This window comes from Aeromonas sp. INTO2 (assembly GCF_049860605.1).
GTDB lineage: Bacteria > Pseudomonadota > Gammaproteobacteria > Enterobacterales > Aeromonadaceae > Aeromonas > Aeromonas caviae.
Map to the genome: position 1 here is coordinate 2,011,881 of NZ_CP187588.1, position 23,687 is coordinate 2,035,567.

20 protein-coding genes and 1 other annotated feature are annotated in these 23,687 nt (G+C 62.8%); of the genes, 12 read left to right on the forward strand and 8 right to left on the reverse strand.

What is annotated here, in order from left to right; all coding sequences use genetic code 11:
- Window positions 1-27 precede the first annotated feature (27 nt).
- Window positions 28-396 (forward strand): TraR/DksA family transcriptional regulator, encoded by a 369-nt coding sequence (locus ACPW74_RS09565; protein WP_425859201.1) that lies wholly within the window; start codon window positions 28-30, stop codon window positions 394-396.
- Between the two features lie 157 nt (window positions 397-553).
- Here ACPW74_RS09565 and rnd read toward each other — a convergent pair whose 3' ends face one another.
- The 7 genes from rnd to ACPW74_RS09600 form a co-directional block, all read right to left on the reverse strand.
- A complete protein-coding gene (gene rnd / locus ACPW74_RS09570; protein ID WP_425859029.1) occupies window positions 554-1,666 on the reverse strand; it encodes a ribonuclease D in 1,113 nt (370 codons plus the stop codon).
- 98 nt (window positions 1,667-1,764) lie between these two features.
- Window positions 1,765-3,441: a long-chain-fatty-acid--CoA ligase FadD gene (gene fadD / locus ACPW74_RS09575; RefSeq protein ID WP_274799336.1), complete on the reverse strand. Its 1,677-nt coding sequence runs from the start codon at window positions 3,439-3,441 to the stop codon at window positions 1,765-1,767.
- A gap of 196 nt (window positions 3,442-3,637) precedes the next feature.
- Window positions 3,638-4,489: an alpha/beta fold hydrolase gene (locus ACPW74_RS09580; RefSeq protein ID WP_408820212.1), complete on the reverse strand. Its 852-nt coding sequence runs from the start codon at window positions 4,487-4,489 to the stop codon at window positions 3,638-3,640.
- Window positions 4,490-4,498: 9 nt separating this feature from the next.
- Window positions 4,499-5,014: a Slp family lipoprotein gene (locus tag ACPW74_RS09585; RefSeq protein WP_425859032.1), complete on the reverse strand. Its 516-nt coding sequence runs from the start codon at window positions 5,012-5,014 to the stop codon at window positions 4,499-4,501.
- 49 nt (window positions 5,015-5,063) lie between these two features.
- On the reverse strand, window positions 5,064-5,765 hold the full coding sequence (gene tsaB, locus ACPW74_RS09590; RefSeq protein ID WP_425859034.1) for a tRNA (adenosine(37)-N6)-threonylcarbamoyltransferase complex dimerization subunit type 1 TsaB: 702 nt from the start codon (window positions 5,763-5,765) through the stop codon (window positions 5,064-5,066).
- A gap of 97 nt (window positions 5,766-5,862) precedes the next feature.
- On the reverse strand, window positions 5,863-7,782 hold the full coding sequence (locus tag ACPW74_RS09595) for an ATP-dependent DNA helicase (protein ID WP_425859036.1): 1,920 nt from the start codon (window positions 7,780-7,782) through the stop codon (window positions 5,863-5,865).
- Window positions 7,783-7,843: 61 nt separating this feature from the next.
- Window positions 7,844-8,089 (reverse strand): hypothetical protein, encoded by a 246-nt coding sequence (locus tag ACPW74_RS09600; RefSeq protein ID WP_128295884.1) that lies wholly within the window; start codon window positions 8,087-8,089, stop codon window positions 7,844-7,846.
- Between the two features lie 190 nt (window positions 8,090-8,279).
- Window positions 8,280-8,408: a sequence feature (His leader region), on the forward strand.
- Window positions 8,409-8,432: 24 nt separating this feature from the next.
- On the opposite strand from ACPW74_RS09600, the gene hisG reads away from it, so the two are divergent.
- The 11 genes from hisG (at window position 8,433) to hisIE (ending at window position 23,216) form a co-directional block, all read left to right on the forward strand.
- A complete protein-coding gene (hisG, locus tag ACPW74_RS09605; RefSeq protein ID WP_010674694.1) occupies window positions 8,433-9,329 on the forward strand; it encodes an ATP phosphoribosyltransferase in 897 nt (298 codons plus the stop codon).
- 30 nt (window positions 9,330-9,359) lie between these two features.
- Window positions 9,360-10,685, forward strand: coding sequence for a histidinol dehydrogenase (hisD, locus tag ACPW74_RS09610; RefSeq protein ID WP_425859039.1), 1,326 nt, complete (start codon window positions 9,360-9,362; stop codon window positions 10,683-10,685).
- Window positions 10,682-11,752, forward strand: a complete 1,071-nt coding sequence (gene hisC, locus ACPW74_RS09615; protein WP_425859041.1) for a histidinol-phosphate transaminase — start codon at window positions 10,682-10,684, stop codon at window positions 11,750-11,752. The genes hisD and hisC overlap by 4 nt, the downstream gene beginning before the upstream one ends.
- Window positions 11,753-11,771: 19 nt before the next feature.
- Complete coding sequence (hisB, locus tag ACPW74_RS09620; RefSeq protein ID WP_042017604.1) at window positions 11,772-12,905, forward strand: bifunctional histidinol-phosphatase/imidazoleglycerol-phosphate dehydratase HisB; 1,134 nt, start codon at window positions 11,772-11,774, stop codon at window positions 12,903-12,905.
- Window positions 12,905-13,528 carry an imidazole glycerol phosphate synthase subunit HisH gene (gene hisH, locus ACPW74_RS09625; protein WP_039039129.1) on the forward strand — a complete coding sequence of 208 codons (624 nt, stop codon included), beginning with the start codon at window positions 12,905-12,907 and terminating at the stop codon, window positions 13,526-13,528. The genes hisB and hisH overlap by 1 nt, the downstream gene beginning before the upstream one ends.
- A gap of 5 nt (window positions 13,529-13,533) precedes the next feature.
- Entirely contained in the window at window positions 13,534-14,280 is a 747-nt protein-coding gene (hisA, locus tag ACPW74_RS09630) for a 1-(5-phosphoribosyl)-5-[(5-phosphoribosylamino)methylideneamino]imidazole-4-carboxamide isomerase (protein ID WP_010674689.1), read from the forward strand.
- Between the two features lie 132 nt (window positions 14,281-14,412).
- A complete protein-coding gene (locus ACPW74_RS09635) occupies window positions 14,413-15,522 on the forward strand; it encodes a response regulator (protein WP_010674688.1) in 1,110 nt (369 codons plus the stop codon).
- The gene (locus ACPW74_RS09640; protein ID WP_425859044.1) at window positions 15,515-17,668 is read left to right on the forward strand and encodes a PAS domain-containing protein; all 2,154 of its coding nucleotides are present in this window, start codon (window positions 15,515-15,517) and stop codon (window positions 17,666-17,668) included. Before ACPW74_RS09635 ends, ACPW74_RS09640 begins: the two co-directional genes overlap by 8 nt.
- Window positions 17,665-21,636 carry a PAS domain S-box protein gene (locus ACPW74_RS09645; RefSeq protein WP_425859046.1) on the forward strand — a complete coding sequence of 1,324 codons (3,972 nt, stop codon included), beginning with the start codon at window positions 17,665-17,667 and terminating at the stop codon, window positions 21,634-21,636. Before ACPW74_RS09640 ends, ACPW74_RS09645 begins: the two co-directional genes overlap by 4 nt.
- 178 nt (window positions 21,637-21,814) lie before the next feature.
- The gene (hisF, locus tag ACPW74_RS09650; RefSeq protein ID WP_216987370.1) at window positions 21,815-22,588 is read left to right on the forward strand and encodes an imidazole glycerol phosphate synthase subunit HisF; all 774 of its coding nucleotides are present in this window, start codon (window positions 21,815-21,817) and stop codon (window positions 22,586-22,588) included.
- Window positions 22,581-23,216, forward strand: coding sequence for a bifunctional phosphoribosyl-AMP cyclohydrolase/phosphoribosyl-ATP diphosphatase HisIE (hisIE, locus tag ACPW74_RS09655; protein ID WP_139737176.1), 636 nt, complete (start codon window positions 22,581-22,583; stop codon window positions 23,214-23,216). Before hisF ends, hisIE begins: the two co-directional genes overlap by 8 nt.
- Window positions 23,217-23,307: 91 nt before the next feature.
- Here the strand turns inward: hisIE and ACPW74_RS09660 are convergent, their stop codons facing one another.
- Window positions 23,308-23,628, reverse strand: coding sequence for a hypothetical protein (locus tag ACPW74_RS09660; protein ID WP_042863838.1), 321 nt, complete (start codon window positions 23,626-23,628; stop codon window positions 23,308-23,310).
- Window positions 23,629-23,687 lie beyond the last annotated feature (59 nt).

Consider the following 23,687-nt stretch of genomic DNA (forward strand, 5'->3'; position numbering starts at 1 on the left):
TCGTTTTTGGGGGCTGCTGTGTGTGAAGTGACGCAAGCCCGGTTGGCCGAATGGCATCAGCGCCTTCTGACCGACTGGGCGCAAACAAGAGAGGAGCTGATCCGTCAGCTCAAGGCCTGTCGACAAGATGACTGGGCACAGAAGGTGGATCGCTGCGAGCGAGATCAACTGGTTGATCTGACCAGCCGTCTCGATCTGCCCGGGGTGGAACACAGCGTGGCACGCCTCAAACGGCTCGACGCGGCGCTCTGCCAGATGGATCTGGGGCTCTATGGCTTCTGCTCCGATTGTGAGGAGCCGCTGCTCCCTGAACAGCTGGAACAGGATCCGACCCTGCAACGCTGCCCGCGCTGCGAGGCCCGCTACCGCAAGGGGTTCCACGCTCACGAACTCTGATGGGGGCACCCTTTGTGCCCGCCATTTTCCTCCTCCCCCCCTTCTCGCTTCCCAACATGACCAACCCCCTGGCGCGACGATCCCGGCAACCCCGGGGGCAGCCGCACAGGCATGAAAAAGGGGAGTCATGGACTCCCCTTCTCGTACTGCGTACTCGTCACTGGGCCAGCAGGTGGCCTACCAGCTCATGACGCCACCCTTGCAGCAGCATGGGCTTGTCCGCCCTGGCCCGCTCCTCGGCACTCATGCGCCAGCTCCAGGTGAAGTACTGGTGGATGATCTTCTTGCTCGCCACCAGCTCCGGCGGAATGTTGCTGGCCTTGGCCTTCTCCTCCACCATGGCCTTGATGCGCTTGAGCTCGGCCTTGTACTGGGGGAAGTCCACCAGACGGCGGATGGGATCGGGCCAGCTAGCAGGGTCGCTCTGCTGGGCGGCGGCGACGATCTCCAGCATCCGCTTGCCGTGGATCTTGATCTCGATGGGCGAGAGGCCCAGCTCGTTGAGATCCCGCAGCGAAGCGGGACGACGCTCCGCCACCTTGAACAGGTGCAGCTCTTTGACCACGAAGTTGAGGGCGAGATCCCGGCGTACCGCTTCCTGCTGGCGCCAGGCGGCCAGCTCGCGCAGGATGGCCAGCTCACGGCGACCCAGTTGCCAGGCGTTGACTATCTCGAGGTAGGCCTGACGGGGATCGCTGCCCTGGGTCTTGCGGGCGGAGTGGTTCTGGCACTCCTGTTCGAACCAGGGGAACTTGCCGCTCTCGCGCAGTCTGGCCATCACCTTCTCGTAGAGGGGCATGAGGTAGAAGACATCCGCCGCGGCATATTCCAGCTGACGAGGGGTAAGGGGGCGCGCCAGCCAGTCGGTACGGGCCTGATCCTTCTCAAGCTCGACCCCGAGGAATTCGTTGACCAAGGCGCCAAACCCCACCGACACGCCATGACCCAGGAAGGCTGCCGCCAGCTGGGTATCGTGCATCTGGTTGGGCAGGTGACCCGCTTGATGCTGGATGAGTTCCAGATCCTCACCGGAGGCGTGCAGGATGGCAATCTGTCCGGCCCGACCGAGGCGCTGCCACAAACCAGAGAGCTCCAGGGTCAGGGGATCGAGCAGGGCAAGCTGCTTGCCATCGTAGATCTGGAACAGACCGAGCTGGGGATAGTAGGTACGGGTGCGAACGAATTCGGTATCGATGGCCAGGGGAACGTCGGCCAGAGAAGCGAGATACTGATCCAGTTCGGCTTGCTGTGAAATGAGTTGATATTGCATCGTTGCCTGCACGTTGGTCGGATCCAGAAAGAAAAAACCGTGGATGTCCCACGGTTTTGCATAACGACAGCGCTGGACTGCAAAGCAGTGCATGCCGGTTACTGCTTGGCAATCTCCTCGTCGCGCAGCACGCGGCGCAGGATCTTGCCCACGTTGGTCTTGGGAAGTTCGTCGCGAAATTCTACCAGTTTCGGCACCTTATAGGCAGTCAGATGTTTGCGGCAGTGGGCAATTATCTCCTCTTCCGCCAGCTTTGCATCTTTCTTGACCACGAAGATCTTCACCTGCTCGCCGGACACCGGGTTGGGTACGCCGACGGCGGCCACCTCCAGCACCTTGGGATGCAGGGCCACCACGTCTTCTATCTCGTTCGGGTAGACGTTGAAGCCGGAGACCAGGATCATGTCCTTCTTGCGATCGACGATCTTGAAGAAGCCCTGCTCGTCGCATACCGCGATGTCGCCGGTGCAGAGCCAGCCATCCTGCATCACCTCGGCGGTCGCCTCCGGGCGCTGCCAGTAGCCGGTCATCACCTGAGGACCGCGCACCTGCATCTCGCCGGGGGCACCCCGTTCGGTGACCTGGTTCCCCTCGTCATCCACCAGACGGATCTCGGTGGAGCAGACCGGCAGGCCGATGGAGCCGTTGTAATCCACCAGGTCATAGGGGCAGACGCTCACCAGGGGCGAGCACTCGGTCAGGCCATAGCCCTCCAGCAGCGGGGTGCCGGTCAGCCCCTTCCACTGCTCAGCCACCGCCCGTTGCACCGCCATGCCGCCACCGATGGTGAGCTTGAGCTTGGCAAAATCCATGCTCTTGAACTCGTCGTTGTTGACCAGGGCGTTGAACAGGGTGTTCACCCCGGTGATGCAGGTGAAAGGATACTTTTTGATCTCTTTGACAAAACCCGGAATGTCGCGGGGGTTGCTGATGAGCAGGTTGTAGCCCCCCAGACGCATGAACAGCAGGCAGTTCACCGTCAGGGCGAAGACGTGATAGAGCGGCAGCGCCGTGACCACGAACTCCTTGCCGCGCTCCAGCACGGGGCCATAGACACCGAGGCACTGCTCGACGTTGGCGATCATGTTGCGATGAGTCAGCATGGCCCCCTTGGAGAGGCCGGTGGTCCCGCCGGTGTATTGCAGGAAGGCGATGTCCTGGTTGCTGATCTCGGGTTTGATGTACTGCAGGTAGCGCCCCTTGGCGAGGGCCTGGCGCATGGTGCTGGCATGGGGCAGGTTGTACTTGGGCACCAGCTTCTTGACGTATTTGACCACGAAGTTGACCAGGGTCCCCTTGGCCAGCCCCAGGTTGTCACCCATCCGGGTCAGGATCACGTGCTTGACCGGGGTGTCATACACCACTTTTTCCAGGGTATGGGCAAAGTTGGAGACGATGACGATGGCCTTGGCGCCGGAGTCTTTCAACTGATGCTCCAGCTCGCGCGGGGTATAGAGGGGGTTGACGTTCACCACCGTCATGCCGGCCCGCAGGATGCCGAATACCGCGATGGGGTATTGCAGCAGGTTCGGCATCATCACGGCCACCCTGTCCCCCTTGCCGAGCTTCAGCTCGTTTTGCAGGTAGGCGGCGAAGGCTCGGGACTGCTCCTCCAGCCGACGGTAGGTAATGGTCTGCCCCATGTTGACGAAGGCGGGTTGATCGGCGAACTGGTTCACCGACTCTTCAAACATCTCGACCAGAGAGCCGTATTGGTCTGGATTGATCTCGGCGGGCACCCCTTCTGGATAACGCTTCAGCCAGACTCTTTCCACGAACTTCTCCTGCATAACTCGCACCTGTGCGCTCACTGTGTTGCCTCCGTCCCTGTCACATCCATTTCAATCAGTTGTTTTAAGTTCATGCTCTAATGCCGCACATATTTACATAAGGCAACATCAATTAACAGTGAATTAACAACGGGAAATGTGAGGGAGAAAGCAAACCTGACATGATTCAAAGCCGCCGATCCTACCGGATTTGAGCGAAGTTTTCGATATAAACGGCGGTTTCTGATGAATTTTCCATATGAAAATGATGGCCTCCTGCCACTGTCACCCGTTCAATGTGGCCAAAGGCCGCCTCCCGCAACTGCCACTGTGCCAGGAGCCCGGGGAAGCCCTGCTCTCCCCGGATAAAGAGCACCGGACAGGCGATGGCCCGGATCAGGGCCTGGGCCTGCCCCTCGCTCATGCGCAGGGGCGAGAGATCGCGAAGACGGGGATCACTGCGCCAATACCAGCGCCCTTCCCGCGCCTCCAACTGCCGCTCGCAGATAAGGCGTGCCGCACTCGGGGGGATGTCCGCCACCTTGCAGCGGGCAGCCACCGCCTCTTCGAGGGTGGCAAATCCACTGGTTGCACGCTCACGGGTACGAGTGCGGTTGAGGATGGCGCGACGCAGCTGCCCCGGTACCTCCTCGTCAGGCTGGCTCAATGGGCCGAGCCCCTCCAGCAGAATGAGCCGCTCGATTTGCTCGGGAAAAACGCCGGCATAGGCAGAGGCAATCAGCGCCCCCAGGGAGTGACCAAGCAGGATGAAACGCTGCCAGCCCGCGGCCTGGGTGATCTGGTAGAGATCATCCAGCCAGTCCACGAAGACATAGGGGGTCGACTTGTGATCGGAGTGACCATGGCCCGGCAGATCGACGCAGACCAGATGAAACGCCCCCAGCCAGGGGGCCAGAGGCAAAAAGCTGGCGCCGTTGTCGAGCCAGCCATGGAGGGCCACCAGCAGCGGTCTGCCCTCCTGACCATTGTCCAGCAGGGCGATGTGCCGCCCGTCCGCCAGGCACAGCCTGCGCTCCTGCAATGTCGCCGTCATCCGGGCTCCTCAGCGGCGCAGGGGCCGTCTGGGCCAGAAGGGATCATAGAAAGGATCGTAAAAGTAGGGATCCATGTAGCGGATCTCCACCTCCTTCACCGGTGGCCACAGCTTGCTCCCCGTCACCTTGAGTACCGAGAAGCGATACTTGTGCTCGCCAATCTGGCTGTCCACCGGCTTGTCGAGGGTGCCGAGCACCGTCAGGCTGCGACCCTTGGCATAGAGGGTCGGGTCGACAAACCCTTGCATGATGGCGAGAAAACGACCGGGGCTCTGCTCGGTCTGCTCCGGCACCCCGTTGGACTTGAGGGGCAGATAGACCACCTCGATGACACTCTGATCCGACTTGTTGTGGACCGCCGAGATGACACCGCTCCAGCGGGCCGGCTTGCCTTCCATCCCCTGCAGGGCGGGTTGATAGGCAACCAGCTGATCCGCAGGCTCATAGGCAAGCTCTTTGGGCACCGTGCTGCAACCACCCAGCAGCAGCCCCACCAATCCCAGCATGATCACGGATTTTCTCATTCGTCTCTCCATCATCGTCCGATAAAGCAGCCCGGGAAGCTGTTGCCGCCTATTCGCGACCCGGCAGTTTCTTCCAGGTCACCTTGTCACGCAGATAGACAGGGGTGGCTTGCTCAACCGGCACCGCCTCACCCGCAAACCAGGCCTGGCGTGCCAGAGGCAGCATGTCGGCGGCCGCCGGGAAACGCACCTGGCTTGGCATCAGCACATCTGCCAGGCCGCCCAGGCTCTCGCCATAGGTTTCAAAACCGGTGCCAACGCAGCTCACCGCGCCAGTCAGCTTGTCACGGGCCTGCACCAGTGCAGCTGGTTCGCTCACCACCTCCTCGCCCACCAGCGTCATCACCCCGTCCACCAAGGCGTAGTGGCCGAAATAGACCTCGTCCATGCGCGCATCGATGGCGGCAAGCACCTGCTCGGCCCCTTCCAGCTTATGGGCCCCCTGGGCCATGGCTGCCAGGGTGGAGACACCGATCATCGGCACGCCGGCACCAAAGGCGAGCCCCTGGGCCACGCTGATCCCGATCCGTACCCCGGTGAAGGAGCCAGGCCCACGACCGAAGGCGATGGCGTCGAGCTCATCCAACGATAGACCGGCTTCATCCAACAGAGCCTGAACCATGGGCAGGATCTTGCGGGTATGGTCACGGGGCGCCTCTTCCCAGCGGGAGTAGAGGCTATCGCCCACCAAGAGGGCTGCGGAGCAGGCTTCGGTGGCGGTATCCACGGCCAGGATCTTCAACTCATCCATTCTTTTTATTCTCTTCACATCAGTCAGTTAAATCGTCAGCATGGCCAAGGCCTGCCGTCATGCATGGCCGGGTGCAATCAGCCCCGGCGCGGCGGACTCACTCCCGTGGTCCGAAAAATTCTCCCAGGGTCGCCAGCTCCCGGGTCCGTGGAATGGCAGGCAGACTCTTGATGAAGGTGGCGCCATAGGGTTTGTTGACCACCCGGGGATCACAAATAACCAGTACGCCGTGATCACTGCGATCACGTATGAGCCGCCCCACCCCCTGCTTGAGGGCAATCACCGCCTTGGGCAACTGCAGCTCGGTAAAGGGATCTCCCCCCTTGAGCTTGCAATCTTCCACCCGCGCCTTGAGCTGGGGATCGTCCGGGCTCGCAAAGGGCAGCTTGTCGATGATAACACAGGACAATGCCGCCCCCCGCACGTCTATCCCCTCCCAGAAACTGCTGGTGGCCACCAGCACGGCCCGACCGTTTTCCACGAAGGTCTTGAGCAGCCGCTGCTTGTTGTCTTCCCCTTGCAGCAGGACGGTGCGGCCGATTTCCCGGCGCAGCACCTCGGCCACCTGGCGCATCACCTGATGGCTGGTGCAGAGGAAGAAGCACCCCCCCGGCGTCTTGTTGATGAGGGGGATCATCAGGGTCGCCAGCTGCTCCCCGCGCCCGAAGGCATTGGGCTCTGGCAGGAAACGGGGTACGCACAGGCGCGCCTGCTCGGCGTAATCGAACGGACTGTCGAGAATGAGTTCGGCGCTGCCGGCCAGCCCCATCTCGGTGACGAAGTGGGCGAAGCGATTGTCCACCGTCAAGGTGGCCGAGGTGAAGACCCAGGCCACCTCGGGGCGCTGCACCTCGGCACCGAAGCGCTCGGCGACCGACAGCGGCGTCAGATTGAGGGTAAAGTGCAGACGCGAACAGTCATACCAGTAGGAGAAACCGGTCTGGTTGACCGCCAGCACCTCCCCAAGGCGAGTACGCAGCTCACTGATGCGCTCGAAACAGTGATCCAGCTGCTCCCCTCGCCCGAGCGCCAGTTTCAGCACTTCATAACAGAGCCCGATGGCATCGTTGAGGCGAGCCAGCGCCTGGGCCCAGAGGGATTGTCTCAGCAGATCCCGGGTGTTGCCGCGCCCCCCCTCCACGCCGAAGGCAAGGCGCAGATCCTGACTGGCAATGGCGAGCCTGTCCGCCGCCTTGCCAAGCTGGGCCATGTCATGAGCCTCTGCCCGGTAAGCGAGCTGGATATCCTGCGCCAAATCCTGGATGGTGCGGCTGCCCACGGACTTGCCGAAGTAATGGCTGGCGATCTCAGGCAGCTGGTGCGCCTCGTCGAATACATAGACCTGCGCCTCGGGCACCAGCTCGCCAAAGCCGGTGTCTTTGACCGCCATGTCGGCGAAAAAGAGGTGGTGGTTGATCACCACCACCTGGGCGTCCATGGCACGGCGCCGGGCGATGACCAGATGACAATCATCGTAATAGGGGCAGTCGCGACCCAGGCAGTTGTCGTTGGTGCTGGTGACGTGGGCAAGGATCTCGGCGTTCTCCTGTAGCCCCGGGATATCTCCAACATCGCCGTTGTCGGTGGCGGTCGACCAGGATTTGACCTTCACGAGATTGCTCAGGATCTCGGGCTTTTGCAGATGGGATTCACTCAACAGCCGGTTCATCCGCTCGATGCAGAGGTAATTGCTGCGCCCCTTGAGCAGTGCCACCGGCGGGGTGTAGTGAAGCGCCCCCGTGATGGTGGGCAGATCCCGATAGAAGAGCTGCTCCTGCAGGTTCTTGGACCCGGTGCTGATCACCACCCGCTTGCCGGATTCCAGCGCAGGCACCAGATAGGCATAGGTTTTGCCAGTGCCCGTTCCAGCCTCCACCAGCAAGCGGCCACCTTGCTTGATGGCGCGCGACACCGCCTCGGCCATCTCCAGTTGCGGGGCACGGGCCTTGAAGCCGTCAATATGGCGGGCCAGGGGGCCGTCTGGCTTGAACAGGGTCTGGATGATGGTCAAAGGCATGTCCCGCTGCAAAAGCGGGCATTATGCCAAAAGCGCGGAAAAAGCGGGACTGATAATGCGTTCAGACGAAGAGATCAATCCGGTGGTCCGGATCCGGTTTGTGATCATCATCCTGCACCGCTGGTTGATCAGGCTTTGGCGGCTGCTCTCTCTGCTGGCGATGCTGGCCACCGCCGCCATTGTCGGTGCCTATCTTGCGCAGCTGATGTTTCTGGCTGATCTGGGTTACTTCCCGCTTGATGTCATCCGGGCTCGGTGTCGAGGGTGCGCGGGGCAGGATGGGAAATAACAGGTCCTGGCTGGGCATGATGTCGCCTCCTTTGGCATCTCATTGTCTAGTTATCGACCAGAAAACCGTTTTCTCAACTTTAATCGTCCTGATCACATTTTTCGGTTGCATTTTCTGTCAAGGCAGGTAGTTTAAATCGGGCGTCAACAACGGCATCTGATTTGTAAAGGATTGATTACATCATGAAGTTCACCAACCTGAAGACTCATCATCACCATCATCATCCCGAATAGTCTTTCAGGAGGTTGACTGCTGGAAGACACTTAACTGGTGACTTCCAAAAGGACCGCAAGATTCATGAACCCTCGGAAGCACATACTTCCGAGGGTTTTTTCGTTTTTGACTAGAAGGAAATCGAGCAATGGAAACACAACGTCTGCGCATCGCCATGCAAAAATCCGGTCGTCTGAGCCAGGATTCCCAGGCCCTCTTCAAGAGCTGCGGCCTCAAGATCAACCTGCGGGAACAGCGCCTCATCGCCCATGTCGAGAACATGCCCATCGACATTCTGCGGGTGCGTGATGACGACATCCCGGGTCTGGTGATGGAAGGGGTGGTCGATCTTGGCATCATCGGCGAGAACGTTCTCGAAGAGGTGCAGCTCATCCGCGCAGCCCAGGGGCAGCCCTTTGCGGTGAAGACCCTCAAGCAGCTCGACTTCGGCGGCTGCCGCCTCTCTCTGGCGGTGCCGGACGATGTCAACTACACAGGACCCGAGAGCCTGGCTGGCAAACGCATCGCCACCTCCTATCCCGGTCTGCTCAAGCGCTTCTTCGACGAGAAGGGCCTGGGCTTCAAGAGCGTGATGCTGGGCGGCTCGGTGGAAGTGGCCCCCCGCGCGGGTCTGGCCGATGCCATCTGCGATCTGGTCTCCACCGGCGCAACCCTGGAAGCCAACGGCCTGAAAGAGGTCGAGGTGATCTACCGTTCCAAGGCCGTCCTGGTGCAGGCCCCCAACCCCCTGAACGATGCCAAGCAGAAACTCATCGACAAGCTGCTGCCCCGCATCCAGGGGATGCAGCAGGCGCGCGAAAGCAAATACATCATGCTGCACGCCCCCAAAGACAAGCTCGATGCCATCACCGATCTGCTGCCGGGGGCAGAGCGTCCCACCATCATGCAGCTCGCCGGTGACACCAACCAGGTGGCCCTGCACGTCGTCTCCAGCGAAACCCTGTTCTGGGAGACCATGGAACAGCTCAAGGCCCTGGGTGCCAGCTCCATCCTGGTGCTGCCCATTGAAAAGATGATGGAATAAGCCGAGATGATGGAATAAGGAAGACACATCATGCAGACCCTGATCTGGAAGACCCTCTCCCCCGCCCGGCAAGCCGAGGTCCTGACCCGGCCCGCTCTTGGCGACGAAGCCGACATCGGTACCGTGGTGCGAGACATCATTGCCGCAGTACGCAGCCGGGGCGATGAGGCCCTGCGCGAGCTGAGCCAGCGTTTCGAACGCGCGCCCCGGGAACAGCTTCGGGTGAGCGACGCGGAAGTGGATGCAGCCTGCGCTCGACTCGGTGATGACATCAAGGGCGCCATCGAGGCCGCCATCGCCAATATCCGTACCTTCCACGCCGCCCAGGTGCAGCCCGTCGTGCGCGTCGAGACCCAGCCCGGGGTACTGTGCGAGCTACGCACCCAACCCATCAGCCGGGTCGGTCTCTATGTCCCGGGAGGCAGCGCGCCGCTCCCCTCCACCGTGATGATGCTGGCCATTCCGGCAAGCCTGGCCGGTTGCCGCGAGGTGGTGCTCTGCACCCCGTCTCCGGCGAGCGACGAGATCCTGTTTGCCGCCCGCGCCTGTGGCGTTCACCAGGTGTTCGCCATCGGCGGCGCCCAAGCCATCGCGGCCATGGCCTATGGCACGCAGACCATCCCCAAGGTGGACAAGATCTTCGGCCCGGGCAACGCCTATGTGACCGAAGCCAAGGGCCAGGTTTCCCGTGACTGGCGGGGCGCCGCCATCGACATGCCAGCCGGCCCCTCCGAGGTGCTGGTGATCGCAGACGAGAGCGCCAACCCGGCCTTCGTGGCATCGGATCTGCTCTCCCAGGCCGAGCACGGCCCCGACAGCCAGGTGGTGCTGGTGACCACCTCCGCTTCCCTGGCCGATGCCATCGGCAGCGAGATCCAGGCGCAACTCGCCGAGCTCAGCCGCCGCGACATCGCCGAGCAAGCCCTGAAGGCAAGCCTGGTGATCCTCTGCGACAACCTGGAGGAAGCCTGCGCCATCTCCAACGCCTATGCACCGGAACACCTCATCGTGCAGACCCGGGCACCCCGGGATCTGTTGGACAAGCTCGAGAACGCGGGCTCCATCTTCCTCGGGGCATGGACACCGGAGTCGGTCGGTGATTACGCCAGCGGCACCAACCACACCCTGCCCACCTACGGCTATGCCCGCACCTGCTCGAGCCTGGGGCTTGCCGACTATCAGCGCCGCTACACGGTACAGGAGCTCACTGCAGACGGCATTCGCGGCCTTGGCCCCATCGTCCAGCGCATCGCCCAGGCCGAGGGACTCGATGCCCACAAGCATGCCGTCACCCTCAGGTTGAACGCCCTGGCCGCCGAGCCCCAACAAACAGCACAGCAGAAGGATTTGTCATGAGCATCGCCAATCTGGCCCGTCGCGTTGTACGGGCTCTCACTCCCTACCAGTCCGCGCGCCGCATCGGTGGCAAGGGCCACGTCTGGCTCAATGCCAACGAGGCCCCCCTGGCCTATCCCTTCACCGTCGAGGGGAGTCGCCTCAACCGCTATCCTGAGTGCCAGCCGGCCGAGGTGGTAAACGGCTATGCCGCCTACGCCGGGGTCAATCCGGATCAGGTGCTGGTAAGCCGCGGTGCCGACGAGGCCATAGAGCTCTTGATCCGCACCTTCTGCGAGGCAGGGGAAGATCAGATCCTCATCTGCCCCCCCACCTACGGCATGTACGCCATCAGCGCCGAGACCTGTGGCGTGGGGATTGTCGAGCAGCCATTGACCGCCAGCCGTCAGCCGGACTGGCCCGCCATCGCCGATCGCCTCTCTGACGTGAAGCTGGTGTTCCTCTGCTCCCCCAACAATCCCACCGGGGATCTGGTGGGCCGCAAGGGACTCGTCGCCCTGCTGAAGAAGGCCCGGGACCGCGCCATCATCGTCGTGGACGAGGCCTACATCGAGTTCTGCCCGGAGGCCTCTGTGGTGGACCTGCTCGCCCAATACCCGAACCTGGTGGTGACCCGCACCCTCTCCAAGGCCTTTGCCCTGGCGGGGATCCGCTGCGGCTTTACTTTGGGGGATCCCGAGGTGATTGCCATGCTGGCCAAGGTGATCGCGCCCTACCCCATTCCCGACCCCATCGCCCAGATTGCCGCCCAGGCGCTCTCTCCCATGGGGCTGGAACTGATGCAGGAGCGGGTGCTGGAACTCAACAAGCAAAAGGCGCTCATCAAGGCGGAGCTGCTTCGTCTGCCCTGCGTCAAGGAAGTGTTCGAGGACAAGGGCAACTTCGTGCTGGTGCGCTTCAAAGATGGCGCCGCCGTGTTCGTCGCCATGAAGGCCGCCGGCATCATCTTGCGTGATTTCTCCAGCAAGCCTGGCCTTGACAACAGCATCCGCATCACCATCGGCTATCAGGGCGAAATGGACGCCGTGCTCGCCGTGCTGCGTGACCTGCCCCCACCCTCTCTGTAAGACAAGCAAGGATGTAGCGATGAAAACCCCGTTTTTGTTTATCGACCGTGACGGCACCCTGATCGAGGAGCCGGTCACCGACAAGCAGGTGGACAGCCTTGCGAAGCTGCGCTTCGAGCCCATGGTGATACCTGTGCTGCGTGAGCTCCAGGCCGCCGGCTACGTGCTGGTGATGGTGACCAACCAGGATGGGCTCGGCACCGCCAGCCTGCCCCTTGAAAACTTCCAGCCGCCCCACGACCTGATGATGCACCTCTTCGAATCCCAGGGCGTCACCTGGGAGCAAGTGCTGATCTGCCCCCACTTCCCCACCGACGGTTGCAGCTGCCGCAAGCCTCACCTTGGGCTGGTGAAGGAGTATCTCGCCTCGGGCCGCATCGACTTTGCCAACTCCTTCGTGATTGGCGACAGACAGACCGACATCCAGCTTGCCGAGAACATGGGCATCCGCGGCATACGCTACCACCCGCAAGATCACGGCTGGACTGCCATTCGTGATCAGCTGCTCTCCAAGGGGCGCGTGGCCGAGGTGGAGCGCTACACCAAGGAGACCCGCATCCAGGTGGCAGTGGATCTCGACAAGAGCGGTGGCAACCAGATCGCCACCGGCATCGGCTTCTTCGATCACATGCTGGATCAGATAGCGACCCACGCGGGCTTTCGCCTCAAGCTCAAAGTGAGCGGCGATCTGCACATCGACGATCACCACACGGTGGAAGATGTGGGATTGGCGCTGGGTCAAGCCCTGCGCCAGGCCCTTGGCAACAAGCGCGGCATCGGCCGCTTCGGCTTCGTGCTGGCGATGGACGAGGTGCAGGCGGTGATCGACGGGCGTCCCCGCCAGGAGGCTGACAACACCTCGCTGACCGAGCTGGATGTGGCCACGGCGCTGGATCTGAGCGGCCGTCCCTACTTCGTGTTCGACTGCCCGAGCGGCTTTGGTCGCGACAGCGTGGGAGAGATGGCCACCGAGATGGTGCCCCACTTCTTCCGCTCCCTCTCTGACGCCATGGCCATCACCTTGCAGATGAAGGTGGGCAGCGGCAACACCCACCACCAGGTGGAGGCGCTGTTCAAAGGCTTTGGCCGCGCCCTGCGCCAGGCCATTCGCGTGGAAGGGAGCGAGCTTCCCTCCAGCAAGGGGGTGCTGTGATGGGGAAACAGAACCTGGTCATCATCGACACCGGCTGCGCCAACCTCGCCTCGGTGCGCATGGCGTTCGAGCGCCTCGGCGTGCAACCCAGGGTGAGCTGCAAGGCCGCCGACATCGAGCAGGCGGACAAGCTGATCCTGCCCGGCGTCGGCACCGCCATCGCCGCCATGAAGAACCTCAATGAACGGGAACTGGTGCCCCTCATTCGCGCCGCCAAGCAGCCGCTGCTCGGTTTTTGCCTCGGCATGCAGATGCTGGCACAGGCCTCGGAAGAGAACATGAGCGCCGATGGCAGCGAAGGAGCGCTCATCGACTGCCTCGGCATCGTGCCTGGCAGGATCCGCCTGATGGAGGTGGGCAACCTGCGCCTGCCCCACATGGGCTGGAACCAGATTGAACACGACGAGACCCACCCGCTACTCAAAGGCATCCCCAGCGGCAGCTACTTCTACTTTGTCCACTCCTATGCGCTGGAGGTGACCGACGCGACCCTGGCGACCTGCGACTACGGCCTGCCCTTTACCGCCATCGTCGGGCGGGACAACTTCTTTGGCGCCCAATTCCACCCGGAGCGATCCGGACCGGCCGGTGCCCGCCTACTGCAAAACTTTCTGGAGCTATGACAGGCATGATTATTCCCGCAATCGACCTCATCAACGGTCAGGTCGTGCGCCTCTACCAGGGCGACTACGGCCAGAAAACCGCCTACAGCGACAACCCGCAGGCCCGCTTCGATGACTATGTCAGCCAGGGGGCGGCGCAGCTGCACCTGGTTGATCTGGACGGCGCCAAGGATGCCAAGGCCCGCCAGTTGGCCCTCATCGCCCAGTTGCTGTCCGCCACCGAGGCACCGGTGCAGGTCGGCGGCGGCGTGCGCAGCGAACAGGACGTGGCCGACTTGCTGGCGGCCGGCGCCAGCCGGGTGGTGATCGGTTCCACCGCCGTCAAATCCCCGGATCTGGTGGCCAGCTGGATGGAGAAATATGGCCCCGAGCGCATCGTGCTGGCCCTGGATGTCAACATCGATGAACAGGGCAACCGCCACATCGCAGTGGCTGGCTGGCAGGAGAACAGCGGCATCTCCATCGAGGCGCTGATCGAGCGCTTCCTCCCTGCCGGACTCAGACACGTGCTCTGCACCGACATCAGCCGGGACGGTACCCTGGCGGGCACCAACGTCGAACTCTACCGGGATCTCTGTGCCCGCTACCCGAGCGTCGGCTTCCAGGCCTCCGGCGGTATCGGCGGTCTGGCGGATATCGAGGCGCTCAAGGGAACCGGCGTCAAGGGGATCATCCTCGGCCGTGCCCTACTGGAGGGCAAGTTTGACGTGGCAGAAGCCATTCGCTGCTGGGGTGACGGCCGCGCGGCGTGACGCGCCCCTTTCCGGCATCAGACAGCCTGCCCATCCGGGCAGGCCTCTTTCTCCCCGATGGGGGCGAACCTTATGATTTGGCAGCAATTGGCTCTATACTCGACCTCACAGGGATAGCGTCATGGAAGACATATGTTGACACCTCACAACGCCACCATCCTGATCGTCGACGACTCACCCGAAAATCTGATGGTACTGACCGAATTGCTTTCGCCTCATTACCGCGTGCTGGCTGCGCAGAGCGGGGAAAAATGCCTGCGCATCGTCAGCGCGGATCCAAAGCCTGACCTCATCCTGCTGGATGTGATGATGCCCGGCATGGATGGTTATGAAGTGCTCAGGCAATTGCGTCAGTCCCCGATCAGCAGCCGTATTCCCGTCGTTCTGCTCACCGCCCTCGCCGACCCCCAGAGCGAGGAGTTCGGCCTCTCCCTCGGCGCCGCTGATTACATCACCAAGCCCATCAAACCGGTGGTCGTTCAGGCCCGGGTGCGTACCCAGCTGGAGGCCAAGCAGGCCCGTGACGGTCTGCAAAACCAGAATGCGGCGCTGGAAGCCGAGGTCGCGCGGCGAATGGCGGAAAACGACCTGATCCAGCAGGTCTCCATCCGCGCTCTCGCCCATCTGGCGGAGATCCGCGACCCCGAAACCGGCAACCATATCCTGCGCACCCAGGGCTATGTGCGTCTGCTGGCCAGCGCCCTGGCTGATCACCCCCGTTTCGCCGATACCCTGACCCCGGGTTACATCGACCTGCTGAGCCGCTCCGCACCGCTTCATGATATCGGCAAGGTGGGCATTCCCGACCACATCCTGCTCAAGCCGGGCAAGCTGACCCCGGAGGAGTGGCAGATCATGCGCACCCACGCCAAGCTCGGCAGCGATGCCATTGAAGAGGCCGAACAGGACATGGAGCAGCCCCTGGCCTTCCTCACCCTGGCCAAGGAGATCGCCCACTGGCACCACGAGAAGTGGGATGGCAGCGGCTACCCGGACGGCTTGCAAGGGGACGCCATCCCCCTCTCGGCCCGCCTGATGGCACTGGCAGACGTGTTTGACGCCCTCATCTGCGCCAGGGTCTACAAGCCGGCCATGAGCTACGACGAGGCTCGCGCCCTCATCCTCTCCGGCAGCGGCCACCATTTCGATCCCGATGTCGTGACCGCCTTCGATCGCCATTTCGACGCGTTCGTCACCATTGCCGAACGCTACCAGGATGGCAGCGAGGCCGTGGATGGCTGAGGCTCCCCTGACCCGGGCACATGTGCTCAACGTCGTGCTCACCTATGCCGCCGTGGCAAGCCTGTGGATCCTGCTCTCCGACAAGGCGGTGGAGTGGTTGTTCAGCACCCCTGCCCAGTTCGCCATGGCAAGCACCATCAAGGGCTGGCTCTTCATCCTCATCACGGCCCTCATGCTCTATGCCATGCTGCGTCGTCGCATTGACACCACCGGCAGCACACCTGTCTTTACGCGGCGTCAATGGATCCCCTTCCTGTTGCTCAACGGGCTCATTCTGGCCCTGACCGCCATGGCCATCGCCCGCAACATCGAACTGGCACGCAACAAGGAGGTGGCTCGTCTCGAAGCCATCGCGGATCTCAAGAGCCAGCGCGTCACCGAGTGGCTCGGTACCCACGAGGAGGATATTCACCAGCTCATAAAGGGTCTGGGCAGTACTGATTTCTATCGTCCCGGACAAGCACCATCCTCACCCGAAGCGATCACGCCACCACTGGCAAGGCTGCTCGAATTCATCTCGGTACGCGGATTTCACGGTGCGGCCGTGTTCAATCCTGCCGGGCACCCCCTGTGGCATACTCCGGGTGGCGACACCATGAATGCCACGTTGCGTGACGCCCTGCCACGGCTCGAGCAGGGCAACGTCATGCGTCTTGGTCCCTATCTCGATGATCGCGGTCACGCCAGGCTGGACTTTCTGGTCAATCTGGAGGTCGCTGCAGGACCTGCCCCCGTGCTGGTGATGCAGATAAGCGCAAATCGCTGGCTCGATCAGATCCTGGGGGCCTGGCCCGTCCCAGACAGCAGCGGAGAAGCCATTCTGTTTCGCCAGCAGGGGGATCAGGTCCACTATCTGAGTAGCCTGCGCTATCGCCCGGAACCGGCTCTCACCCTGCACTATCCCGTCACCCACCCCACCCTGCTGGCAGCCCAGTATTTGCGGCTCGCCGAACGCGGCACGCCCCAGGTACTCTATGGCCAGGATTACCGGGGCAGCGAGGTCTTCGGGGTTGTCTATCCGGTCATGAACACGGACTGGTACCTGCTGGCCAAGATCGACAAGGCGGAGCTCTACCAGGCCACCTTCAAGGAGAGCGTCTGGATCGGTCTCATCGGCCTGCTGGTGCTCTTTGTCACCAACGCCGGCATCATCCTGCTGCGCCAGCACACCCGGCTGCAGATGGCCGAGCAGCTTCAGCATTCCCAGTCCCAGCGGCTGGAGGCGTTGCAACTGCTCTCCGCCATCGCCGACAGCTCGGAAGACGCCATCTTCGCCAAGAACAAGGAGGGCAGATACATCCTCTTCAACCGGGCCGCCAGCCAGTTTGTCGGCAAGCCGGTTGACGAGGTGCTGGGCCAGGATGATCTGACGCTCTTCCCGCCGCAGCAGGCGCAGATGCTGATGGCATCCGGGCGCCAGGTCATAGAGCGCAACCGGGTGCAGACCGAGGAGGAGTACCTGACCCTGCCCGATGGCGAGCATGTGTTTCTCGCAACCAAAGGCCCCTTGCAAGACAGCGAGGGGCAGGTGATCGGGATCTTCGGCATCTCTCGGGACATCACGGACTTCAAACGGGCCGAGGCCGACTTGCGAGAGCGGGAGGGGCTGTTCCGTGCCCTGGTGGAGCAATCCCTTGCCGGGATCTACATCATCCAGCAGGGTCGGCTCTGCTACATCAACCCCTGTTTTGCCCGACTGTTTGGCTATGACACCCCGGGGGCGCTGATCGCCGTTGGCCAGTTACACGCCCTTGCTGCTCCCAAGGACAGCACCCGGGTCGCCGAGCTGGTGCACGCGTGCGAGCAGGACGCGCGCGATATCCACACCCGCTTCAGTGCCCTGCATCAGCACGGGGAATCCCTGGAGGTCGAGCTGTACGGGCGGCGCGTCGACTACCTCGGCCAGCCCGCCATCATCGGCATTCTGCTCGATGTCACCGAACGGGAGCAGGTTGAACAGGCCCTGACCCGCCAGGCCAGCGAGCTGCGCCAGCAGAACCATGAGCTGGAGCGGTTCAACAAGGTGATGGTGGACAGGGAACTCGCCATGCTGGCCCTCAAGCACCAGATCAACGGGCTCTCCCGTCAGCTCGGAGTGCCGCCCCCCTATCCCCAGGCCCCCATGCCACCGGAGGATCTCCCATGATGAGCTGGTCACCCCTGTGGCATGTGCGCCCCTCCACCCAGCGCTGGGGGATCTCCCTGCTGGCCGTGCTGCTGCCCGTTCTGATGTTGCAAATCCGGGTCCAGCTGCCCATCGCCTTTGGCGAGCGACCGCAGCTGGTTCTCTTCATGCTGCCCATCATCGTTTGCGCCCTGTTGGGGGGCTTGTTGCCAGGTCTGCTCTGCACCCTGATCACCGCCCTGGTCACCAGCTATTTCATGCTCCCCCCCATTTATTCACTGAGTGTCGAGGCTGGCCAGGATCTGGTGCAATGGTGCCTGCTCATCGCCAACGGTCTGCTCATCAGCGTACTCAGTGCCGCCTTTCATCGTGCCCGGGCCAGAGAGGTCCTGCGCTGGCAGGAGCTGATGAACACCCAGAACCAGTTGCAGCAGAGCGAGAACCGCTTCCAGGTCACCTTCGAACAGGCGGCGGTCGGCATCGCCCTGGTCTCCCCCGATGGACACTGGCTGCGTGTCAATCAGCGACTGTGCCACATCCTGGGCTACCGGGCCGACGAGCTCACCGGGATGACATTCCAGCAGTTGACCCACCCGGACGATCTCTACCTCGATGAAGTCCACATCGCCCGGGTGCTGGCGGGGACAATCCCCCACTACACCCTGGAGAAGCGCTACCTGCACAAGGGGGGCGAGATCATCTGGACCACTCTGACGGTGGCCCTGGTGCGCGACGCCGAAGGCAATCCCGACTACTTCATCTCCATCATCGAGGACAACCGGCAGAACAAGGAGACCGAGGAGGCGCTGCGCCGCAACGAAGCCATACTGCGCGAGTCCCAGCGTCTCGCCAAGATAGGGAACTGGCGCTGGCGCGTGGCCGATGACAGCCACTTCTGGTCACCGGAGATCTATCGCATCTATGGCCGGGATCCGGCCCTCCCCCCCGCCGTCTATCCCGAGGTCAGAAAATACTTCACTCAGGAGGGGTGGCACACGGTGGCCCAGGCCGTCGAGCGCTGCAGGATGGACGGGCAGCCCTACGAGTGCGATGCCGAAGTGATCACGGAGCAGGGGGAGACCGCCTGGGTCATTGCCCGCGGGGCGGCGCTCAGGGACAGGGATGGCACCATACTCGAGCTCTACGGCACTGTGCAGGACATCACGGAGCGCAAGCTCGCGGAGCAGCGCCTGCAACACAATCAGCAGATGGCGCTCGATACCCAGCGTCGTGCTCGCCTCGCAGCCCTGAACCTGATGGACGACGCCATCAGTGCACGGGTGCGCGCCGAAACCGTCAGCAGCGCCCTGCGCGAGAGCGAACAGCGCCTGCTGATGGCCCAGGAAGGAGCCCATGTCGGCATCTGGGAATGGGACATGGTCAGCAACCGCCTCTTCTTCTCGCCGGAATGCGCCCGCCTCTATGGCCGCAGTGCCGAGGCGCTCGGCGAGCTGGCCGCCTGGCAAGCCTGCCTGCATCCGGATGACAGGCCCCACATCGAGCAGTTGCTGGCGGAGCGGGCTGTCAGCGGCGCCCCCGTCGAGCTGGAGTTCAGGATCCTGCTGCCAGATGGCGGCATCCGCTGGCTGGTGAGCAAAGGGAGCGTCTATCGGGACGCCCAGCAGCGGCCCGTGCGCCTCCTTGGCATCCATCTGGACATCACCCAGAGCAAGCTGGCCGAGCAACAGTTGCGCCAGTTGTCTCTGGCCCTCGAACAGAGCCCTGACGGCGTCTTCATCACCGACACCCGGGCGCGCATCGAGTACGTCAACCCCGCCTTCCTCGCCGCCAGCGGTTACCAGCAGCATGAGGTGATAGGCCGGACCCCGTCCCTGCTGCGCTCTGGCCTCACCCCGGATGCCAGCTATGTCGCCCTGTGGGATGCCATCAACCATGGCCAGCGCTGGCATGGCGAATTCATCAACCAGCGCAAGGATGGCTCCCACTACCAGGTGCTGGCCACGGTGTCGCCGATCCGCCAGGAGAGCGGCGAAATCACCCACTACGTCACGGTCCAGGCCGACATCACCGAGAAGAAGCAGCTCGGCGAGGAGCTGGACCAGTATCGCTACCACCTGGAGGAGATGGTCAACGAGCGCACCCGGCAGCTGGCCCAGGCCCACCAGCGGGCCGAAAGTGCCAACCACGCCAAGAGCGCCTTCCTTGCCAACATGAGCCACGAGATCCGCACCCCCATGAATGCCATCCTGGGGCTCACCTATCTGCTCAAGCGCGACACCCGGGATCCCACCGACCTCGAACGGCTGACCAAGATAGACACTGCCGCCCAGCACCTGCTCAGCATCCTCAACGACATCCTGGATCTCTCCAAGATCGATGCGGGCAAGATGACGCTGGATCTGACCGATTTCTCCCTCACCGCCATGCTGGACAACGTCCGCACCCTGATGAGCGACCAGGCCAGGGCCAAGGGGCTCACCATAGTGACGGACATCGGCGATACCCCCGCCTGGGTGCACGGTGACATCACCCGCCTGCGCCAGGCCCTGCTCAACTATGCGACCAACGCCATCAAGTTCACCGAGCAGGGAACCGTCACCCTGCGCGTCAGGCTGGCCCGCCCCCTCACCACCGGCTACCTGCTGCGCTTCGAGGTGGAAGACACCGGCATCGGCATCACCCCTGCGCAGCGCGAGAAGCTGTTCCAGGCGTTCGAACAGGCGGATGTCTCCACCACTCGCAGATATGGCGGCACTGGCCTTGGCCTTGCAATCACCAGCCGGATCGCCGCCCTGATGGGGGGCGAGGTCGGAGTCACCAGCGAGCCAGGCCAGGGAAGCTGCTTCTGGTTTACCGCCAGGCTGTTCAAGGCAAAGGAGGACGCCCCTTCCCGGACCCCGTCCGAACAGGGGAACCAACAGGCCTTCAGCTTCCCTCGCCACGCCCGGATCCTGCTGGTGGAAGACAACGCCATCAACCGGGAAGTGGTGCTCGAGCTCCTGTGCCACAGCGGCCTCGTCATCGAGACGGCCGTCAACGGCCAGGAGGCCCTGACCCGCGTCAGCCAGCATCCCTTCGACCTCATCCTGATGGACATACAGATGCCGGTGATGGATGGCTACAGCGCCACCCGTGCCATCAGGGCCCTGCCCGGCATGGACAGGCTGCCCATCCTGGCGCTCACCGCCAGCGCCTTCGAAGAGGACAGAAAGGCGAGCGCATCGGCTGGCATGAACGATTTCATTGCCAAGCCCGTCACCCCCGCCAAGCTGTTTGACGCCCTGCAGCGCTGGTTGCCCCAGAGCAAGGTCCCCGAGCTTGCCCCTGACGACAGCACTCGCCATCCCGTGACAGGCCCCCTTGCCCGCCTGCAGGCACACCAGGGTCTGGATCTCGACCAGGGGCTGGCGACCCTCAACGGCAATCAGGAGAAATACCTGGCCCTGCTTCGCTACTTCATCCATGAGCATGGCCAGGACATGGCCCGGCTGCACTGCCACTTGCAGGCCGGGGAGCACAGCGATGCAACTCGCATGGCCCACAGCCTGCGCGGCGTGGCGAGCACCCTGGGGGCACATGAGCTGTCGCGCCACTGCCTGACCCTGGAGCAGGCCATCGCGGACGGCAACACTGAGCCCACCGGACTCATGTCATCCATCGATGAAGAGATCGCCGCCCTTTGCGCTCTGCTCGGGGACGATCTCGCCGCCCCGACCACCGATCTGGTGCCTCTGGAGGATCAGTGGCGCCAGCAACTGCTGGGCCAGATGGAAGCTCTGCTGGTGCAAAGCGACACCGCCGTGATCCCCCTCTACGAGCAGTATGCCGGCCCCCTTCGCCTCATGCTGGGGTCTCGCAGCGACACCCTGACCAGGCAACTGAAGGCGTTTGATTTTGATGCCGCCCTGCTCACCCTGCGCCAGCATATGGCAACGGACGAGACCCACCCGGACGATCGGGCTCCCCTCCCCGAGGTGCCAGCCTGCCATCCGGGACAGGTGAAGGGCGACAAAGGGTTGAATCACTGAATAAAGTCATGCATATAGTGGGGTGCCCAGAGGCGACGAGATGGCCTGCCGGGCCTGTCGTTTCCCCCGTCAGGGGCCCCCGTTCAAGGCATGCCAACCCTGTTCCCGTCCGCCGCCCGGGCCAACGCCGGCGGCAGAACGACGTTTCTTTAACCGTGCTTTACATGGAGCAATGAGCATGTTGTCAAAGCGTATTATCCCCTGCCTCGACGTCAAAGATGGCGTGGTGGTCAAGGGCGTGCAGTTTCGCAACCACGAGGTGATGGGCGGCATTGTCGACCTCGCCCGCCGCTACGCCGCCGAGGGCGCCGATGAGCTGGTCTTCTATGACATCACCGCCTCGAGCGACGAACGGGTAGTGGACAAGAGCTGGGTAAGCCGGGTAGCGGAAGTCATCGACATCCCCTTCTGCGTCGCCGGTGGCATCAAGAGCGTGGAGGATGCCCGCCAGATCCTGGAATTCGGGGCCGACAAGGTCTCCATCAACTCCCCCGCCCTGGCCGATCCCACCCTGATCACCCGGCTCGCCGAGCGCTTCGGCGTGCAGTGCGTGGTGGTGGGTATCGACTCCTACTTCGATGCCGCCCTCGGTCAATATCAGGTCAAACAGTTTACCGGCGACGAGAGCCGCACCCGCACCACCAGCTGGACCACCCTGGAGTGGGTACAGGAAGTGCAGCGCCGGGGCGCGGGGGAGATAGTGCTCAACGTGATGAACCAGGACGGCATGCGTCAGGGGTACGACCTTGAGCAGCTCAAGCTGGTGCGCGCCGTGTGCAAGGTGCCCCTCATCGCCTCCGGCGGCGCCGGGGCCATGGCGCACTTTCGCGATGCCTTTACCCTGGCCGACGTGGACGGGGCGCTGGCCGCCTCCGTGTTCCACAAGGGCCTCATTCCCATTCCCGAATTGAAACGCTGGCTGAAAAACGAAGGAGTCGCCATCCGTGAATAATCAAGCAGTAGACAATGCATTGCCGCTGGCCGAGCGCCTGGACTGGGCCAAGTGTGAGGGCATGATCCCCGCCATCGTCCAGCATTCCCTCAGCGGCGAAGTGCTGATGCAGGGCTTCATGACCCGCGAGGCTCTGGAAAAGACCCAGACCACCGGCCAGGTCACCTTCTTCAGCCGCAGCAAGCAGCGCCTGTGGACCAAGGGCGAGAGCTCGGGCCATGTGCTCAAGCTCGTCGCCATCACCACCGACTGTGATCAGGACTCCCTGCTCATTGCCGCCGACCCGGTCGGCCCCACCTGCCATCTGGGCAACCCCTCCTGCTTCGACGGCCACCCCATGCCGCCGCTCGGCTTCCTGGCCGAGCTCGAACAGATCCTGGCATCACGCAAAGGGGCAGATCCCGCCACCAGCTACACCGCCAGCCTCTATGGCAAAGGCACCAAGCGCATCGCCCAGAAGGTGGGTGAAGAGGGGGTGGAAGTGGCCCTGGCCGCCATGGCGAAAGACAGGGAAGAGCTCATCAACGAATCCGCTGACCTGCTCTACCACCTGACCGTCTTGCTGCAAAACGAAGGCTTGGGTTTGAAGGATGTGGTGCAGCGCCTGCATGAGCGCCACACCAAGTAATTATTGAATTCTGTTCAACAAAACGGGCCCTGTGGGCCCGTTTCATTTCATGATTGCCCCCTCGCCGGGGATGGCTGGCCCCGCGCCGCCCTCAGCCGATACGGGTCCAGAAGCTCATGTTGACCGAGTCATGGTCAAGCAGGGTCAGGTACTCCCCTGCCACGTCGTTGTGCAGCCACTGCTGGCAGTAGGCTTCCACCAGCGACTGGCTGGGGGCCATCACCACGTCCGCATAGAGGCCGTCGGCGCCGCGCAGCAGGCAGTGCATGATGAGCCCGGATTGCTGGACAAGAAACTCGGACTCGACCCGCCGTGACAGGGCGAGCAAATCCGCCTCCGTCACCCCTTCCCTGAGCCTGAAGGTAGCAAATTCGACGCCCCCTGCCTCTTGCATGTCACCCTTGATGATCATCTCGTTTTCTCCGTTGTGGATGGTCTGGAGAACCCAGCATAACGAAGGGCTACTGACAG

Bases quoted from the DNA above. Each gene is read 5' to 3' on its own strand.
- tsaB (WP_425859034.1), bottom strand. From the start codon at position 5,765: ATGGATGAGTTGAAGATCCTGGCCGTGGATACCGCCACCGAAGCCTGC.
- hisB (WP_042017604.1), top strand. From the start codon at position 11,772: ATGAAAACCCCGTTTTTGTTTATCGACCGTGACGGCACCCTGATCGAG.
- ACPW74_RS09595 (WP_425859036.1), bottom strand. From the start codon at position 7,782: ATGCCTTTGACCATCATCCAGACCCTGTTCAAGCCAGACGGCCCCCTG.
- hisD (WP_425859039.1), top strand. From the start codon at position 9,360: ATGCAGACCCTGATCTGGAAGACCCTCTCCCCCGCCCGGCAAGCCGAG.
- hisA (WP_010674689.1), top strand. From the start codon at position 13,534: ATGATTATTCCCGCAATCGACCTCATCAACGGTCAGGTCGTGCGCCTC.
- ACPW74_RS09585 (WP_425859032.1), bottom strand. From the start codon at position 5,014: ATGAGAAAATCCGTGATCATGCTGGGATTGGTGGGGCTGCTGCTGGGT.
- hisF (WP_216987370.1), top strand. From the start codon at position 21,815: ATGTTGTCAAAGCGTATTATCCCCTGCCTCGACGTCAAAGATGGCGTG.
- hisG (WP_010674694.1), top strand. From the start codon at position 8,433: ATGGAAACACAACGTCTGCGCATCGCCATGCAAAAATCCGGTCGTCTG.
- ACPW74_RS09635 (WP_010674688.1), top strand. From the start codon at position 14,413: ATGTTGACACCTCACAACGCCACCATCCTGATCGTCGACGACTCACCC.
- ACPW74_RS09580 (WP_408820212.1), bottom strand. From the start codon at position 4,489: ATGACGGCGACATTGCAGGAGCGCAGGCTGTGCCTGGCGGACGGGCGG.
- hisH (WP_039039129.1), top strand. From the start codon at position 12,905: ATGGGGAAACAGAACCTGGTCATCATCGACACCGGCTGCGCCAACCTC.
- ACPW74_RS09645 (WP_425859046.1), top strand. From the start codon at position 17,665: ATGATGAGCTGGTCACCCCTGTGGCATGTGCGCCCCTCCACCCAGCGC.
- ACPW74_RS09600 (WP_128295884.1), bottom strand. From the start codon at position 8,089: ATGCCCAGCCAGGACCTGTTATTTCCCATCCTGCCCCGCGCACCCTCG.
- hisC (WP_425859041.1), top strand. From the start codon at position 10,682: ATGAGCATCGCCAATCTGGCCCGTCGCGTTGTACGGGCTCTCACTCCC.
- rnd (WP_425859029.1), bottom strand. From the start codon at position 1,666: ATGCAATATCAACTCATTTCACAGCAAGCCGAACTGGATCAGTATCTC.
- ACPW74_RS09640 (WP_425859044.1), top strand. From the start codon at position 15,515: ATGGCTGAGGCTCCCCTGACCCGGGCACATGTGCTCAACGTCGTGCTC.
- ACPW74_RS09660 (WP_042863838.1), bottom strand. From the start codon at position 23,628: ATGATCATCAAGGGTGACATGCAAGAGGCAGGGGGCGTCGAATTTGCT.